The organism is Rhodanobacter terrae (genome assembly GCF_042657005.1).
GTDB lineage: Bacteria > Pseudomonadota > Gammaproteobacteria > Xanthomonadales > Rhodanobacteraceae > Rhodanobacter > Rhodanobacter terrae.
In genome coordinates this window covers 1-17,015 of record NZ_JBHSNG010000032.1, presented here as the reverse complement: position 1 = coordinate 17,015, position 17,015 = coordinate 1, and the positions used below count along the sequence as shown (strand labels likewise).

The following is a 17,015-nucleotide window of genomic DNA, read 5'->3' as shown; positions in this document are numbered from 1 at the left end:
TCGCGCACAGGGTGCGCTCCTACGGGTGCCGGAAGCCAGGTTATTCGAGATTCCCAAGAGGGAAGCGGAATGAAACGATTCGTGCCTGGCGTGCTCTGCGCACTGCTGTGCCAAATGGCTGCCGCATCCGTCGTCGTGAAGGAAATCAGCTATCGCGGCGACGATGGCGGTCCGGCGCCTTTGCCGACGCAATATCGCAATCCGGTGCTGGCGGGTTTCTATCCCGACCCATCCGTCATCCGGGTCGGTGACGATTTCTACCTGGTCAACTCCACATTCGGCTACTTCCCCGGACTGCCCGTCTTCCACAGTCGGGACCTGGTCGACTGGACGCAGCTCGGCAATGCGATCGACCGACCCGGCCAGATCAACTATGGCCACGGTGAATTGACCGGCGGCTTGTTCGCCGCGTCGATCAGCCACCACGGCGATACGTTCTACATCACCAATACCTGCTTCTACTGCGACAAGGGCAACTTCCTTATCACGGCGAAGAATCCCGCCGGGCCCTGGTCAAACCCCGTCTGGCTGGGCTTCGAAGGGATCGATCCGTCGCTGTTTTTCGACCAGGACGGCACCGCATGGGTGGTGAACAACGGCATGCCTCAAGGCAAGCCGCGCTACGAAGGGCATCGCGCGATCTGGATCCAGCAATTCGACGTCGCCTCGATGAAGATGATCGGGCCGCGCAAGGTGCTGGTGGATGGCGGCGCGAAACCCGCCACCCAACCGCAATATGTCGAGGGCCCCCACCTGTTTCGCCGTGGCGGCTATTACTACCTCAACACGGCCGAGGGCGGTACCGGCGAACAGCATGCCGAGATGATTTATCGCAGCCGCAAGATCACCGGCCCCTACGTGCCGTGGGATGGCAATCCGATCCTGACCCAGCGCGACCTCGGGCCCGGCCGGCGGCACCCCGTGACATCGACGGGGCACGCGCAGCTGGTCGAGTTGAAGGATGGGTCCTGGTGGGCGGTATTCCTGGGAACACTGCCGTATCGCGGTAACCAGTACAACCTGGGCCGCGAGACCTTCCTGCTGCCGGTGACCTGGCATGATGGCTGGCCGGTGATCCTGCCGCACGGCAAGTCGGTTCCCATGGTGGAACGGCGACCTGACTTGCCGCGAGAGCCTCAAGCGCTGCCGATCAGTGGGCCTTTCCATTGGACCGAGCGCTTCCGTGCGCCGACCTTGCCCATGCAGTGGATGACGCTCCACCCTCCCCATCAGTCCTGGTATGCCACCGGCCGCGAAGGCCTGCGTATCCAGCCGTCGGCGGTGCCGCTGGGCGACGACACGTCCGGCCAGCCAGCCTACATCGCGCATCGCCTGCAGCATCACCGGGCCACGATCGATGCCTGTTTCGACGTGCGTGACATGGCTCTGGGCGAACAGGCGGGGCTCGCCATGTTGCAAAACGAAACCCATTTCTATGCGGCGGGCATCGTCCGCCACGGGTCGGGCGAGGTGCTGGAGTTGTATCGGCGCGCGAGCAAGGACGATCCGCTTGCGGGTGCCGCGCTCGGCCATGTCGACTTGCCCGGCAAGGCCACCGCTGTCTCCATCCGTTTCAAGGTGGATGGTCCGCGCCTGGACGTCTTTTACGCCGTCAACGCCGGCGGCTGGCACGTACTGCTGCGCGGGCTGGACGCCAGCTTGCTGAGCGCCGCAACGGCAGGTGGTTTCACCGGCGCCACGTTTGGCCCCTACGCCTATCTGCAGTCAGCGGCCAGCGCCGGCTCGCAGAAGATACATGGTGATTGAGCAGCATCGTGGTGCGCGGCATGGCGGCGACGATGCCGCCATGCCGCGCGGCGTCGTTGAAGACTTCAACCGCGAATGGCAGCGTAGAAAGAGAGGTGATGCTGGCCGAAGGCAGGCCACAAAGGCGCCAAGACCGTGGTCAACGGCGAGCTGCACCGAACGAACTGCCGAGCTTGTCGAAGCACGCTCTTGCGAAGCGCCATCGAGTGCCGTCGCGCTCAAGAGCGGCCACCGTTTCCGTGGTAACGAAAACTTGGTGGACCGGTGGGAAGCGCGGGCCGTTGCAAGTATCCGACGAGAGCAAACGGCCGCCTATTGCGGCAAGTGCAAAAGAAGAAACATCAGGCACTCTGGCCAATTTTGCAATTGCATCTCTGCGCCCACAACCGGAGCATGCATGTTGCACGGTTCAGACCATGTGGCGCGTTTCAGGGCAAAGCAGGTCGTGCGCATGGGCGAGCCATTCCGGGAACGTTGTTGTCGCCCAGGCCATCGCTGGCGAACGGGTCGACATGTTCAAGTCCCGCGGTCAGCGAACAATCATCGGAGAGGAGCCAAGTGAACGACGGGTTCGGCAGTACCGCGCGACAAGATGTACATGCCAGCTCACGGCGCTGGTGCGTGTCGCTGACTGCCGCGTCGAATCCGCGCCATACCGGGCGGGCTGGCAAATTCGGTCTTCACACACTCCCGCATGACGGGCAGATCAATGACCGCGTGCTGAGCGTGAAGGCCCGGATCGACAACCCTGCTCCTCGCCCATCTGCCGGCAACCCGTTCCCTTGCGGGTTGCCGGCCCGCCTTGGCTGACGACATGATGCGCCTTCCAAAACCGACCACCACTATTCGTCTGGTTTCCCGCGGCCTGTTGCTGCTCTGCCTGTCTGCATCGCTGCCGCTGGCTGCGCAACGGGTTTCCTATGCGTGGCACAACGTGCGCATCGGGGGTGGCGGCTACGTCAGCGGACTGGTCTGCCATCCCGCCGAGCGGGGCCTCTGCTACGCGCGCACCGACGTGGGTGGCGCGTATCGGTGGGACCGGGCCAGCGCGCAATGGGTGCCGCTGACCGACTGGCTCGAGGCACGCGATGAAAACCTGTTCGGCATCGACAGCCTGGCGCTGGATCCTTCCGATCCCGAACGCGTCTACCTCGCCGCGGGCACCTATACCACCCTACAGGCGGGCAACGCCGCCATCCTGCGCTCGCACGACCGTGGCCACCACTTCGAGCGCACCGACCTGCCGTTCAAGCTGGGCGGCAACGAACTGGGCCGCGGCAACGGCGAACGCCTGGCGGTGGATCCGAACGACGGCCGCGTGCTGTTCCTCGGCTCGCGCGACGCCGGCCTGTGGCGCAGCGGAGATCGCGGTGCGCACTGGGCGAGAGTGGACGGCTTTCCATCGGTCGCGATGTCGCCGTCCGCCAGCGCGCGGAACCACTGGCGCACGCAGCCCATCGGCATCGTGTTCGTGGTGTTCGAGCCGGCCGGCGGCCGGCGGGGCGGGCCGACACCGGTGATCTACGCCGGCGTCTCCACCCGCGATACCAGCTTGTTCCGCTCCACCGACGGCGGCCGCAGCTGGAGCGAGGTTCCGGGCCAGCCCAGGGGTTTGCGCCCAAGCCATATGCATCGCGCCGGTGATGGCAACTACTACCTCAGCTATGGCGACCAGCCGGGCCCGGACACCATGAGCGACGGCGCCGTGTGGCGCTGGCAGCCCGCGAGCGGCCGCTGGACCGACATCACGCCGGTGTCGAGCAAAAGCACCCCATCGGGTTTCGGCTGGGGCGATGTCGCGGTCGATCCGTCCAACCCGAACGTGCTGATCGCCAGCACCTTCCACCGCTACGAGCCGCACGACCTGCTGTTCCGCAGCACGGACCGTGGCGAACACTGGAAAGAGATCTTCGCGCGATCCTCGTTCGATCACGGCGCAGCCGTCTGGACGGCCGAACACACGCCGCACTGGATGAGCACGGTGGTGATCGACCCGTTCGATCCGGACCATGTGATGTTCGTCACCGGCTACGGCATCTGGGCTTCGCGCGACATGCGCGCCTTCGACAAGGGCGGCGCGGTGCACTGGTGGTTCCAGGATCGCGGCCTGGAAGAAACCGTGCCGCTGGGCCTGATCAGCCCGCCGCAAGGCGCGCATCTGCTCAGCGCGGTGGGCGATCTGGACGGCTACCGCCACGACGATCTCGACGTCGCGCCGCTGCAGTTCCAGGCGCCGCCGCGCTACGCGAATGCCGAGAGCATCGACTATGCCGGCCAGCGGCCTGCGGTGATCGTGCGCAGCGGTTACCTGCGCGAGCCTTTCGGGCCGGCGGTTCGCGCTGCCTGGTCCGGCGACGGCGGCCGGCACTGGCAGGCATTCGCCAGCGAGCCGTCCCAAGGCGAGGGTGGGGGCGAGGGTGCGGGAAGCATCGCACTGGCCGCGGATGGCCGCAGCGTGCTGTGGGCGCCGGATCACGCGCAGCATGTCTTTCTGACCCGCGATTTCGGCAAGCACTGGCAGGCAGCGCAGGGCTTGAACGGGCACATGAGCGTGCTGGGCGATCGTGTCGATCCCCAACGTTTCTACGCGTTCGACAGACATGCCGGCGCGATCTTCGCCAGCCGCGATGGCGGCGTCACGTTCGCGCCGATCGGGGGCGCCCTGGGCGATGCCGCGCGCGGACACGACCAGGTGCAACTGCAGGCTGCGCCGGACACTGCCGGCGTGCTGTACCTGGTCGCCCGCGACCTGCCCCTGCTGCGCGGAGACGATCGGGGCCAGCTGCAGCAGCGCTTGCCCGGTCTGACCGGCGTCGACGCCTTCGGTTTCGGCAAGCCCGCCGCAGGCAGCTTCACGCCAACGCTGTTCGCGGCCGGAAGACAGGACGGCCTGCAAGGCCTGTTCCGTTCCGTCGATGGCGGGCGGCACTGGCGGCGCATCGACGACGATGCGCATCGCTATGGCCGGATCAGCCATCTCACCGGCGACCCGCGCGTATTCGGCCGCGTGTATTTCGCCACCGGCGGGCGCGGCATCGTCTACGGCGAGCCGGTGGAGTCCGCTCCATGAAGCCCTTGTACCTGTCCGGCGCGCTGCTGCTGGCGCTGCTGTTGCCGGCGGCGGCGCAGGCGAAGCTGGAACTGCCGCTGATGTTTTCGCAAGGTGCCGTGCTGCAGCGCGACCTGCCCATGCACGTGTGGGGCTGGTCGACACCGGGCGCGCGGGTCAGGCTCGCTTTCGACGGCGCGCACGCCACCGCGGTAGCCGATGCGAAGGGCCGCTGGGACGCGACGCTGCCACGCCATGCGGCGGGCGGGCCGTACCGGCTGGACGTCGATGACGGCAGCGAACACCGCGCCGTCCGCGACGTGCTGGTAGGCGACGTGTGGCTGTGCTCGGGCCAGTCGAACATGGAGTTCATGGTGTCGGAAGGGCGCGACGCGGCGGCCGAGGAGGCGAAAGCGAACGACTCTTCCATCCGCCATTTCAAGATACCGAACAGCGCGTCGGTGCAGCCGCAGCAGCGGCTCGCCGGCGGCAGCTGGGTAGCCGCCAGTCCCGCCACGGTGGGCAAGTTCTCCGCCGTCTGCTGGTTCTTCGCCAAGGACATGAAGGCGCGCACCGGCGTGCCGCAAGGCCTGATCAACAGCAGCTGGGGCGGCAGCAGCATCGAGGCCTGGACGGACGCGCGCACCGGTCACGTCGATCCCAGGGAACTCGTCGCCAGGCTGAAGCAGGAAAACGCCGACGAGGAAGCGAAGCTGGCGCAGACGCGCCAGCGCCTCGCGCGCTGGCCGGCGCAACACGGCGATGCGCTGGACGCCAGCGGCAAGCCGGCCTGGGCCGCCGAAAAAACCGACGAGTCCAGCTGGGCGACCATCGCCGTGCCGGCGTACTGGGAAGGCGCCGGCTATTACGGCATGGACGGCGTGGCGTGGTACCGCACGCAGTTCACGCTGAGCGCCACCGAAGCGGCGCAAGGCGTGACGCTGGGCCTGGGAGAAGTCGACGATTCCGACCGCAGCTACGTCAACGGCCATCTGGCGGGCGAAACGGAAAAACAGTGGAACCAGGCGCGCGTCTATCGCGTGCCGCCGGCGTTCCTGCATGCGGGCAGCAACAGCATCGCGATCCGCGTCGACGACCTGGGCAATGGCGGCGGCATCCATGGCGATGCCACCGAGCTCTATGTGCAGCCGGCCGGCGGTACGCGGCGCCCGCTGAGCGGCAAGTGGCGCTTCCGCCCCGCCGAGGTGCGCCTGGTGGCCACCGAGAACCGCAACGTGACGCCCACGCTGCTCTACAACAGCATGATCCATCCGTTGCTCGGCTATCGGCTGCGCGGCGTGCTCTGGTACCAGGGCGAGGCCAATGCGCTGGCCGGGCAGGCGATGCCTTACCACGCCCAGTTCAAGGCGATGATCGCGGCGTGGCGGGCGGACTGGAAGCAGCCGCGGCTGCCGTTCCTGTGGGTGCAGCTGGCCAACTTCAAGAGCGGCGGCGACACGGCGCAGAACAGTCCATGGGCCGAGCTGCGCGAGTCGCAGTCCGCCGCGTTGTCGCTGCCATACACCGGCCAGGCGGTGACCATCGACATCGGCAATCCCGACAACATCCATCCGACCGACAAGCAGGATGTGGGACACCGGCTCGCGCTGGCCGCGCGCCGCGTGGTGTTCGGCGACGCGGTGGTGGATGCCGGACCGACCTTCCGCAAGCTGCGTGTCGAGACGGGGAACGCCATCGTGTCCTTCGACACGCAGGGCGAGCCGCTGGCGGTGCGCGGCGGCGGGAACGCGCCCGGCAACGCGGTGAATGGCTTCGAGATCGCCGGCGCCGATATGCGCTACCAGCCCGCGCAGGCGCACATCGACGGCGACCGCGTGGTGGTGTCCAGCGACGCCGTCGCGCATCCCGTCGCGGTGCGCTATGCGTGGAGCGACAACCCGGACCAGGCCGACCTGGCCAATCGCGACGGCCTGCCCGCCGTGCCATTCCGCAGCACCGCTTCGCCATGAGGTTGCCCATGCGCCCACCGCTGTTTCGATACCTGGCCTGCACCTTATTCGCCGCCGCCTTGTCATGCGCCGCACGCGCCACCGAGGCGCCGCGCATCGTCGATCGCGACGGTCGCCACGCCTTGATGGTGGACGGCAAGCCATTTCTGGTCCTCGGCGCACAGGTCAACAATTCCAGCGGCTGGCCGCAGATGCTGCCGCAGGTATGGCCGGCGATCGATGCGCTGCACGCCAACACCGTGCAGGTGCCGATCAGCTGGGGCCAGATCGAGGCGAAGCAGGGCCAGTTCGATTTCAGTTTCCTCGACACGCTGCTGACCCAGGCGCGCGAGCACAACGTGCGGGTGGTGCTGCTGTGGTTCGCCACCTGGAAGAACAACGGGCCCAGCTACGCGCCGGCCTGGGTGAAGCTGGACAACCGGCGCTACCCGCGCGTCGTGAAGAAAGACGGCTCGACGCTCAACTCGCTGTCGCCGTTCGGCAGCGCCACGCTGGAGGCCGACCGCAGTGCGTTCGTGGCGTTGATGACGCACCTGCGCAAGATCGACGGCGACCGCCATACGGTGATCATGGTGCAAGTGGAGAACGAATCGGGCAGCTACGGCACCGACCGCGACTACTCGGCCGCCGGCGACCAGCTGCTGCAGTCGCCGGTGCCGGCGGCGGTGCTGCAGAAGACCGGCAAGGCGGCCGGCAGCTGGAGCCAGGTGTTCGGCAAGGATGCGGCGGAGTATTCGTTTGCGTGGGCGGTCGCGCACTACATCGGCGAAGTGGCGGCTGCCGGCAAGGCCGTCTACGACCTGCCGATGTACGCGAACGCGGCGCTGCGCGATCCGTTCCATCCCGGTCCGCCGGGCAGCTATTCCAGCGGTGGCCCCACCGACAACGTGCTCGGCATCTGGCGCGCGGCGGCACCGTCGCTGGACTTCGTCGCGCCCGACATCTACCTGCGCGAATACCCGAAATACACCGCTGTGCTGGGCCGCTATCGCCGCGACGACAACGCCTTGTTCGTCGCCGAAACCGGCAACGACACGGCTTATGCGCGTTATGTCTTTGCCGCGCTGGGCCAGCAGAGCATCGGCTTCTCGCCGTTCGGCATGGACTACACCCGGTATTCGAACTGGCCGCTGGGCGCGAAGACGATCGACGCGGACACGATCAAGCCGTTCGCCGCCAACTACGAGCTGCTGGCTCCGCTGGGCAGCCTCATCGCCGGGCTCAGTGTCGAAGGCAAGGTATGGGGCGCGTCCGAGCCGGACAGCATCCACGAGCAGACGCTGGACCTGGGCGACTGGCGCGTGCACATCGGTTACGGCCAGCCGCAATTCGGCATGGACCCGCCCAAGGGCAACGAGCAAAAGCTGGGCGGCGTACTGATCGCCCAGCTGGGCAAGAACGAATACCTGGTGACCGGCTATCACGCGCGGGTCGACTTCATGCCGGCCAAGGGGCGCGACGGCGTGCGCTTCCTGCTGGAGCGGGTCGAGGAAGGCCGCTACGAGAACGGGCAGTGGCATTTCATTCGCGAGTGGAACGGCGACCAGACCGACTACGGACTCAACTTCACCAGCCAGCCGCAGGTCCTGCGGGTCACGCTGGCCACGTATTAAAGGACGCAGCTTGTGCGCATGAAACACCGGTCCCCCATATTGCCAGCCATCTTGCCAGCCATCCTGTCGGTCATCCTGCTGGCATGCCTGGGCCCGATGCTCGCCCATGCCGCCGTGCCCACCGCCTCGGGCCCGGTCGCGGACTCGCCGGCCGTCGAGCAACGAGTGAATGCGATGCTGGGCAAGCTGACGCTGGAACAGAAGGTCGACCTGATCGGCGGCGTCGACAACATGTTCATCCGCGCCGAGCCGGCCGCCGGCCTGCCGCGCATGCAGATGTCCGATGGCCCGTTCGGCGTGCGCTCGGTGGGCCCGTCCGCCGCCTACATGGCCGGTGTGGGCCTGGCCGCGTCGTGGGATCCGCAGCTGGCGCAGCGGGTGGGCGAGGCGATGGGCCGCGATGCGCGCGCGCGCGGCGTGCACTTCTTCCTCGGCCCGGGCGCGAACATCCATCGGGCCCCGCAGAACGGCCGCAACATGGAGTACTACAGCGAGGATCCGTTCCTGGCCGGCAGCATGGGCGTCGGCTTCATCGACGGCATCCAGAGCCAGGGCGTGGTCGCCACCATCAAGCATTTCGTGGCCAACAATTCCGAATACGACCGCCGCCACCTGGACACGATCATCGACGAACGCACCTTGCGCGAGATCTACCTGCCCGCGTTCGAGATGGCGGTGAAGGACGCGCACGTCGGTGCGGTGATGAGCAGCTACAACCTGGTCAATGGCGACTACCTCAGCGAGAACCGCACGATCAGCCACGACATCCTGAAGCGGGAATGGGGCTTCAACGGCATCTTCATGTCCGACTGGGGCGCTGCCCACGACGGCATCAAGGCGTTCAACGCCGGCCTCGACCTGGAGATGCCGTCGGCCGAGGCGATGACGCCGCAACTGCTGCTGCCGCAGCTGAAGGACGGCAAGCTGTCGCAGGACGTATTGAACGACAAGGTGCGCCGGATCCTGCGCACGGCGGTGCGTTTCGGCTTCCTCGACCGGCCGCAGAAAGATCTGTCGCTGCCGCTGTTCAGCCTCGACAACGATTCGGTGGCGCTGCAGTCCGCGCGCGAGGGGCTGGTGCTGCTGAAGAACGAGCACGACGTGCTGCCGCTCGATGCGGGCAAGCTCAAGACCATCGCGGTGATCGGTCCCAACGCTTTCCCCGCGATCTCCAGTGCCGGCGGCAGTTCGCACGTCGATACGTTCGAGGCGCAGAGCGTGCTAAGCGGCATCACCCATCAGCTGGGCGACAAGGTGCGCGTGCTGTACAGCCGCGGTCTGCCGTCCGCCGACGAGGTGTTCAAGCAGTCGGTCTTCGTCGGCCCGGACGGCGGCCAGGGCCTGCAGCGGCAGACCTTCGCCAACGGCGATTTCCAGGGCAAGCCCGCCGAATCCGGCGTGGACGCGCATGTCGACCAGTGGAAGCCGGAGCTGTGGACGACGTCGGCGACCGAGCGCAAGAGCATCCGCTGGAGCGGCCGCTTCGTGCCCGCGCATGGCGGCAAGTACCTGTTCCTCACCGCCGCCGCCAGCCTGGATACCTACCAGTTGTTCGTCGACGGCAGGAACGTGATCGAACAGCCGCGGCGCGAAGGCCAGGCGCCGCTGTACGTCACGCTGGACCTGGTCGCCGGCAAGCCGGTGACGATCCGGCTCGACTACAAACCCGACGTGAGCTACAGCCGCATGGGCCTGGGCGTGATCGCGCTGGATCAGCTGATCTCGCCGGACGCCAGGAAGATGGCGGCGATGGCGGATGCCGCCGTGGTCGCGGTGGGCTTCGATCCCACCTCCGAGAGCGAGGCGTTCGATCGCACGTTCCAGCTGCCGTGGGGCCAGGAGGCGCTGATCGAGGCGGTGGCGGCGGCCAACAAGAAAACCGTGGTGACGGTGAACTCCGGCGACGCCTACGCTACCGACGGCTGGCTGGCCAAGGTACCCGCGCTGCTGCAGAGCTGGTATCCCGGCCAGGAGGGCGGTCGCGCGATCGCCGAGGTGCTGTTCGGCGCGCACACGCCGGAAGGCAAGTTGCCGATCAGCTTCGGCCGCGAGTGGAAGGACAACCCCACCCACGATTTCTATGACGCCCCGCCGCACCCGCCCGGCAGCAACCCCACCGTGAAGTACGGCGAGGGCGTATTCCTCGGCTACCGCTGGTACACCTCGTATCCTAAGAAGGCGCAGCCGCTGTTCGCCTTCGGCTACGGGCTTTCCTACACCACCTTCGCGTTCGCCAACCTGCGGCTGTCGCCGGTCGCGGCGAAGGCCGGCGACACGGTGAGCGTGTCGTTCGACGTGACCAACACCGGCCGGTGCGCCGGTGCCGAGGTGGCGCAGGTCTACGTAGGCGATCCGTCGGCCAGGGTGGCGCGGCCGGCGCGCGAGCTGAAGGGGTTCCGCAAGGTGCGGCTGCAGCCGGGCCAGACCGGGCACGTCACGCTGACCCTGGATCGCCGTTCGTTCGCGTACTACGACGTGAAGCACCATGCATGGCAGGTCGACCCGGGCCGTTTCAAGGTCTACGTCGGCGACGCCTCGAACCATACCCCGCTGTCAGCCGACCTGACGCTTGGAGACTGAATCATGTATCGCATTTCCATGAACATGCTGGCCGGCCTGCTCGCCATCGCCCTGGTATCCGGGTGCAGCGGCAACACCGGTGCGCACCAGGCCACGGCACCCCATGACAGCAGCGCGGCGCAGGCGAAATTCCGGCAGATCGCCGATGGCGTGATCGTCGATACCGGCGGCGCGGCGAAGCAGGTTCGCCTCGAAGTGGTCGGCGACAGGATCATCCACGTCACCGCGATTCCCGGCGGCGGCTTCGACCTGCCGGCCAGCCTGATGGCGGTGAAGAGCGGTGGCGACAAGCAGTTCAGCGTCAGCAGCGATGCCGGCCACGTGCGCCTGAAAACCGCCGCGATCACCGCCGACGTGGCGACCGCCACCGGCGCCGTGCAGTTTCTCGACAAGGACAGCAAGGTCATCCTGGCCGAGCAGCCGAACGGCCGCACGTTCACGCCGGTCGCCGTGCAGGGCCAGTCGTTCTACGCGGTGCGCCAGCAGTTCGCCTCGCCCGACGACGAGGCGTTCTATGGCCTGGGCCAGCACCAGAAGGGCACGATGAACTACAAGGGCAAGGACGTCGAACTGGCCCAGCACAACATGGACATCGCGATCCCGTTCGTGGTGTCCAGCCGCCACTACGGCCTGCTGTGGGACAACAACTCGATCACCCGATTCGGCGATCCCCGCCCGTACCAGATGCTGGACAAGCAGCTGAAAGTGTTCGACGCCGACGGCAAGCCGGGCGGCTTCACCGCGAACTACTACGTCGACGGCAAACTCAGGCTCAGCCGGGTCGAGTCGGAGGTCAACTACGAATACCTCAAGGATCTGACGCACTGGCCGGACCAGCTCAAGGACAGCAAGGGCATCACCGGCGGCCCGGGCCAGACGGTGGAGTGGAAAGGTGCGGTGGCGTCCGACGTCGCCGGCCTGCACAAGTTCCGCCTGTACGCCAGCGGCTATTTCAAGCTGTACGTCGACGACAAGCTGGTGCTGGACGACTGGCGCCAGAGCTGGAACCCGTGGTACCGCGATTTCTCCGTGGCGATGAAGCCCGGCGAGAAGCATGCGATCCGCATCGAGTGGACACCGCAGTCGGGCTACATCGCGCTCGATCACCAGGACCCGCTGCCGGCGGCCGAGCAGAACGAGCTGTCGCTGTTCTCGGAGCTGGGCCATGCGGTGGACTACTACTTCATCGACGGCAGCAACCTGGACGACGTGATCGCCGGCTACCGCGAGGTCACCGGCAAGGCGGTGATGCTGCCGAGCTGGGCGTACGGCTTCTGGCAGAGCCGCGACCACTACCTGACCCAGGACGAATTGCTCGGTGTGGTGAAGCGCTACCGCGAGCTGAAGCTGCCGCTGGACAACATCGTGCAGGACTGGCGCTACTGGAAGGACGACGCCTGGGGCTCGCACCAGTTCGACAAGACGCGCTTTCCCGATCCCAAGGGCATGATCGGCCAGGTGCATGCCGAACACGCGAACCTGATGATCTCGGTGTGGCCGAAGTTCTATCCGACCACCGCGAACTACAAGGAGCTCGACGCCAAGGGCCACATGTACCGCCGCAACGTCGAAGCCGGCGCCAAGGACTGGGTCGGCCCGGGTTATCTCAGCTCGTTCTACGACCCGTATTCGGCCGAGGGACGGCAGATCTACTGGCGGCAGATCCGCGAGAATCTCGGCGACCTCGGCGTCGATGCATGGTGGATGGACGCCACCGAGCCGGACATCGAATCCAACCTCGACATCGACGAGCGCAAGCTGCGCATGGGCCCTACCGCGCTGGGGCCGGGCGCCGCGTTCTTCAACTCCTACTCGCTGATGACCACCACGGCCGTCTACCAGGGCAGCCGCGCGTCGTATCCGGACAAGCGCGTGTTCATCCTCACCCGCTCCATGTTCGCCGGCGAGCAGCGCAACGCGGCGGCCGGCTGGAGCGGTGACGTGGTGGCGCGCTGGAGCAACCTGCGCGACCAGATTTCCGCCGGCATCAACTTCTCGCTGTCGGGCATCCCCAACTGGACCACCGACATCGGCGGCTACGCGCTGGAGACACGCTACGAGAAACCGGACGCAAAGAATCTGCAGGAGTGGCGCGAGATCAACCTGCGCTGGTTCCAGTTCGGTTCCTTCATGCCGCTGTTCCGCTCGCACGGGCAAGGCGTGAACCGCGAGATCTTCAACCTCGCGCCGGTCGGTTCGGACGTCTATGACGCGCTGGCCTGGTACGACAAGCTGCGCTACCGCCTGATGCCGTACATCTACACGCTGGCGGCCGACACCTACTTCCGCGACGGCACCATCATGCGCGGCCTGGTGATGGATTTTCCGAACGACGCCAAAGTGCGCGACATCGACGACGAGTACATGTTCGGCCCGGCCTTCCTGGTCGCACCGGTGACCGAATACCAGGCACGCAGCCGCGACGTCTACCTGCCGGCCGGCAGCGGCTGGTACGACTTCTACACCGGCAAGCGCTACGAGGGCGGCAACACGATCAAGGCGGACGCGCCATTGGAGCGCATGCCGCTGTTCGTGCGTGCCGGCGCCATCGTGCCGATCGGCCCGGCGATCCAGTACACCGGCGAGAAGCCGGACGCGCCGATCACGCTGACCGTCTACACCGGCGCCGACGGCACGTTCTCGCTATACGAGGATCAGGGCACGACCTACGACTACGAGCACGGTGCGTACTCGCGCATCCCGCTCAGCTATGACGAGGCCAGCGGCACGCTCAGCATCGGCAAGCGCGAAGGCAGTTATCCCGGCATGCCGGTGACACGACGCTTCAACATCCGCTGGCTTTCCGGTCCCACGCCGACGGCGACGGATTTCGATGCCAAGGCGGAGCAGGGCGTCGACTACACCGGCGAGGCGATCACCGTCCGCAGGGACAAGCAGGCTTGATGAACATCAGTGCGCCGCGAGCGGAATTGATCGGCCTGGACTGGGGCACCACCAGCTTGCGCGCGTACCTGCTGGACGAGCAGGGCGGAATCCTGGAAACCCGCGCACGCGACTGGGGCATCCGCCGGCTGCCGCCCGGTGGCTTCGATGAGGCGCTCGATGATGTGCTGGCCGGCTGGCCGGAGTGCCCGCTGCTGGCCTCGGGCATGGTCGGCAGTCGCGACGGCTGGCGCGAGGTGCCCTACGTCGACTTGCCGGCCGGCCTCGACGCGGTAGCGCGCGCGCTCGATTTCGTCGACAGCGCCGGCGGCCGGCGCCTGCAGCTGATCCCGGGACTGCGCCACGGCCCAAGCGCCGACGTGATGCGCGGCGAGGAAACCGAGATCTTCGGCGCGCTCGCGCTGCAACCGGCATTGGCGGTGCGCTCGGCGCTGCTGCTGCCGGGCACCCACAGCAAATGGGTCAGCGTGCGCCACGGCCGCGTGGTGGATTTCACCACCAGCATGACCGGCGAGCTGTACGCGGCGGTGCGCCATCACACCATCCTCGGCGCCGGCCTCGGCGCGGAAGATCCGCCGATCGACCACGAGGCCTTCCTGCGCGGCGTGACAGCCGCGCGCGACAGCGGCGCGGCCGGTGCGCTGAGCCGGTTGTTTTCGGCGCGTGCGCTGGTGCTGGCCGGGCGGCTCGCGCAGCAGGCGGTGCCGGACTATCTGTCCGGCCTGCTGATCGGCGAGGAGCTGCGCGCTGCGCTGGCGGCCGGCCGGATCGACCACGCCACGCCGCTGCAGCTGATCGGCAACGCGCCGCTGTGCCACCGCTACGCCGCCGCGGCCAGCTGTTTCGAACTGGGCATGGCGCTGCCGCCGCCTTGCGCCGCCGCGCTGGGCCTGTGGCAGATCGCGCGCAGCGCCGGGCTGACCGCGGCCGCCTTGCCGCAACCACGTTTCCACGGAGCGAAGCTGTGATCGGCCCATGGCTGCAGGCATGGGCATCGCAGATGCAAAGAGCACAATCATGAAGATCACCCGATTGACCACCTTCCTGCTGCCGCCGCGCTGGCTGTTCCTGCGCATCGATACCGATGCCGGCATCAGCGGCTGGGGCGAGCCGCTGGTCGAGGGGCGTGCGCACACCGTGGCCGCCGCGGTCGAGGAATTGTCCGACTACCTGGTCGGCAAGGATCCGCGCCATATCGAGGACCACTGGAACGTGATGTATCGCGGCGGCTTCTACCGCGGCGGCCCGGTGCTGATGAGCGCGATCGCCGGCATCGACCAGGCGCTGTGGGACATCAAGGGCAAGGACCTGGACGTACCGGTGCACGCGCTGCTCGGTGGCCCGGTACGCGAGCGCATCCGCATCTACTCGTGGATCGGCGGCGACCGTCCGGCCGATACCGCGAAGGCCGCCCGCGAGGCGGTGGCGCGCGGGTTCACCGCGGTCAAGATGAATGCCAGCGAGGAAATGCAGTACGTCGACACCCACGACAAGGTCGAACGCGTGCTGGAAAACGTGCAGGCCGTGCGCGAGGCAGTCGGTCCGCACGTGGGGCTGGGCCTGGATTTCCACGGCCGCGTGCACAAGCCGATGGCCAAGGTGCTGATGCGCGAGCTGGCGCCGTTCAAGCTGATGTTCATCGAGGAGCCGGTGCTGTCCGAACACCTCGAATGCCTGCCCGAGCTGGCCGCGATCTCGCCGGCGCCGATCGCGCTGGGCGAGCGGCTGTATTCGCGCTACGACTTCAAGCGCGTGCTGCAGATCGGCGGCGTCGACATCATCCAGCCCGACCCGTCGCACGCCGGCGGCATCACCGAGACGCGCAAGATCGCCGCCATGGCCGAGGCGTACGACGTGGGGCTGGCATTGCATTGCCCGCTGGGCCCGATCGCGCTGGCCGCGAACCTGCAGCTGGACGCGATCTGCCACAACGCCTTCATCCAGGAGCAGAGCCTGGGCATCCACTACAACGCCACCAACGATCTGCTCGATTACGTCAGCGATCGCAGCGTGTTCGCCTATGCGGACGGCTTCGTGCGCATCCCGCAAGGCCCGGGCCTGGGCATCACGGTGAACCAGGCCTACGTCGACGAGCGGGCCGCCATAGGCCATCGCTGGCGCAACCCGATCTGGCGGCACGACGACGGCAGCGTGGCGGAATGGTGAGCGCGACGACGACGTGCGCCGGCCGAACCCATCCCGCCACGAACCCATCAGCCACCTGCATCCGCAGTTGCCGAACGCATTCCGAATCCCGGGAGAATCCATGAACGTCATCGCCGCAACCGCCATCCTGCGACCCAGAACCACCGTCATCTTCACCTGCGTGCTGGCCGCGCTGGCCGGGCTGATGTTCGGGCTGGACATCGGCGTGATCTCCGGCGCCACCCAGTTCATCCAGGCCGAATTCGGCATCTCCGACCACATGATCGAGTGGATCGTCAGCGCGATGATGCTGGGCGCCGCGCTCGGCGCGCTGGCGGCCGGCTGGATGTCCGCCGCGCTGGGCCGCAAGCGTTCGCTGATTCTCGGCGGCGTGCTGTTCGTGCTCGGCTCGCTGCTGAGCGGCGGCGCGTGGTCGCCGGAGACGCTGGTCGCGGCCCGGCTGATCCTCGGCCTGGCGATCGGCATCGCCACGTTCACCGCGCCGCTGTACCTGGCCGAGGTGGCGCCGGAGTACATCCGCGGCGCGATGATCTCGCTGTACCAGCTGATGATCACCATCGGTATCCTGGTCGCGTTCCTGTCCGATACCGCACTCAGCTACAGCGGCAACTGGCGCTGGATGCTGGGCATCATCGCGATTCCCGGCGCGCTGTTCCTGCTCGGCCTGTTCATGCTGCCGGACAGCCCGCGCTGGCTGATGATGCGCGGACGCCGGCAGCAAGCCACCGACGTGCTGCTGAAGCTGCGTGGCGATGCCTTGCACGTGGCGCGCGAGGTAGCCGACATCGAAGAACAGCTGAAGACGCCGCAGCTCGGCTGGCACCTGTTCCTGGAGAACCGCAACTTCCGCCGCTCGGTGGGGCTGGGCGTGCTGCTGCAGGTGATGCAGCAGTTCACCGGCATGAACGTGGTGATGTATTACGCACCGCGCATTTTCGAAGGGATGGGCTACAACACCGAATCGCA

General features: G+C 67.1%; 9 protein-coding genes. All 9 read left to right on the top strand.

Annotation, left to right across the window (positions count from 1 at the left end):
- Window positions 1-69 precede the first annotated feature (69 nt).
- The gene (locus ACFPPB_RS18450) at window positions 70-1,767 is read left to right on the top strand and encodes a glycoside hydrolase family 43 protein (RefSeq protein WP_377329807.1); all 1,698 of its coding nucleotides are present in this window, start codon (window positions 70-72) and stop codon (window positions 1,765-1,767) included.
- An 814-nt stretch (window positions 1,768-2,581) separates the two neighbouring features.
- Entirely contained in the window at window positions 2,582-4,837 is a 2,256-nt protein-coding gene (locus ACFPPB_RS18445) for a cellulase (protein WP_377329805.1), read from the top strand.
- A complete protein-coding gene (locus ACFPPB_RS18440) occupies window positions 4,834-6,786 on the top strand; it encodes a sialate O-acetylesterase (protein ID WP_377329803.1) in 1,953 nt (650 codons plus the stop codon). Before ACFPPB_RS18445 ends, ACFPPB_RS18440 begins: the two co-directional genes overlap by 4 nt.
- A gap of 8 nt (window positions 6,787-6,794) precedes the next feature.
- A complete protein-coding gene (locus ACFPPB_RS18435) occupies window positions 6,795-8,399 on the top strand; it encodes a DUF5597 domain-containing protein (protein WP_377329801.1) in 1,605 nt (534 codons plus the stop codon).
- Window positions 8,400-8,417: 18 nt separating this feature from the next.
- Window positions 8,418-10,979 carry a glycoside hydrolase family 3 C-terminal domain-containing protein gene (locus ACFPPB_RS18430; protein ID WP_377329799.1) on the top strand — a complete coding sequence of 854 codons (2,562 nt, stop codon included), beginning with the start codon at window positions 8,418-8,420 and terminating at the stop codon, window positions 10,977-10,979.
- Between the two features lie 3 nt (window positions 10,980-10,982).
- Window positions 10,983-13,883 (top strand): TIM-barrel domain-containing protein, encoded by a 2,901-nt coding sequence (locus ACFPPB_RS18425; protein ID WP_377329798.1) that lies wholly within the window; start codon window positions 10,983-10,985, stop codon window positions 13,881-13,883.
- Entirely contained in the window at window positions 13,883-14,851 is a 969-nt protein-coding gene (locus tag ACFPPB_RS18420) for a 2-dehydro-3-deoxygalactonokinase (protein WP_377329796.1), read from the top strand. The genes ACFPPB_RS18425 and ACFPPB_RS18420 overlap by 1 nt, the downstream gene beginning before the upstream one ends.
- Before the next feature lie 49 nt (window positions 14,852-14,900).
- Window positions 14,901-16,049 (top strand): galactonate dehydratase, encoded by a 1,149-nt coding sequence (dgoD, locus tag ACFPPB_RS18415; protein WP_377329795.1) that lies wholly within the window; start codon window positions 14,901-14,903, stop codon window positions 16,047-16,049.
- 100 nt (window positions 16,050-16,149) lie between these two features.
- The coding region (locus ACFPPB_RS18410; RefSeq protein WP_377329793.1) for a sugar porter family MFS transporter at window positions 16,150-17,015 on the top strand (866 nt) is incomplete at its 3' end.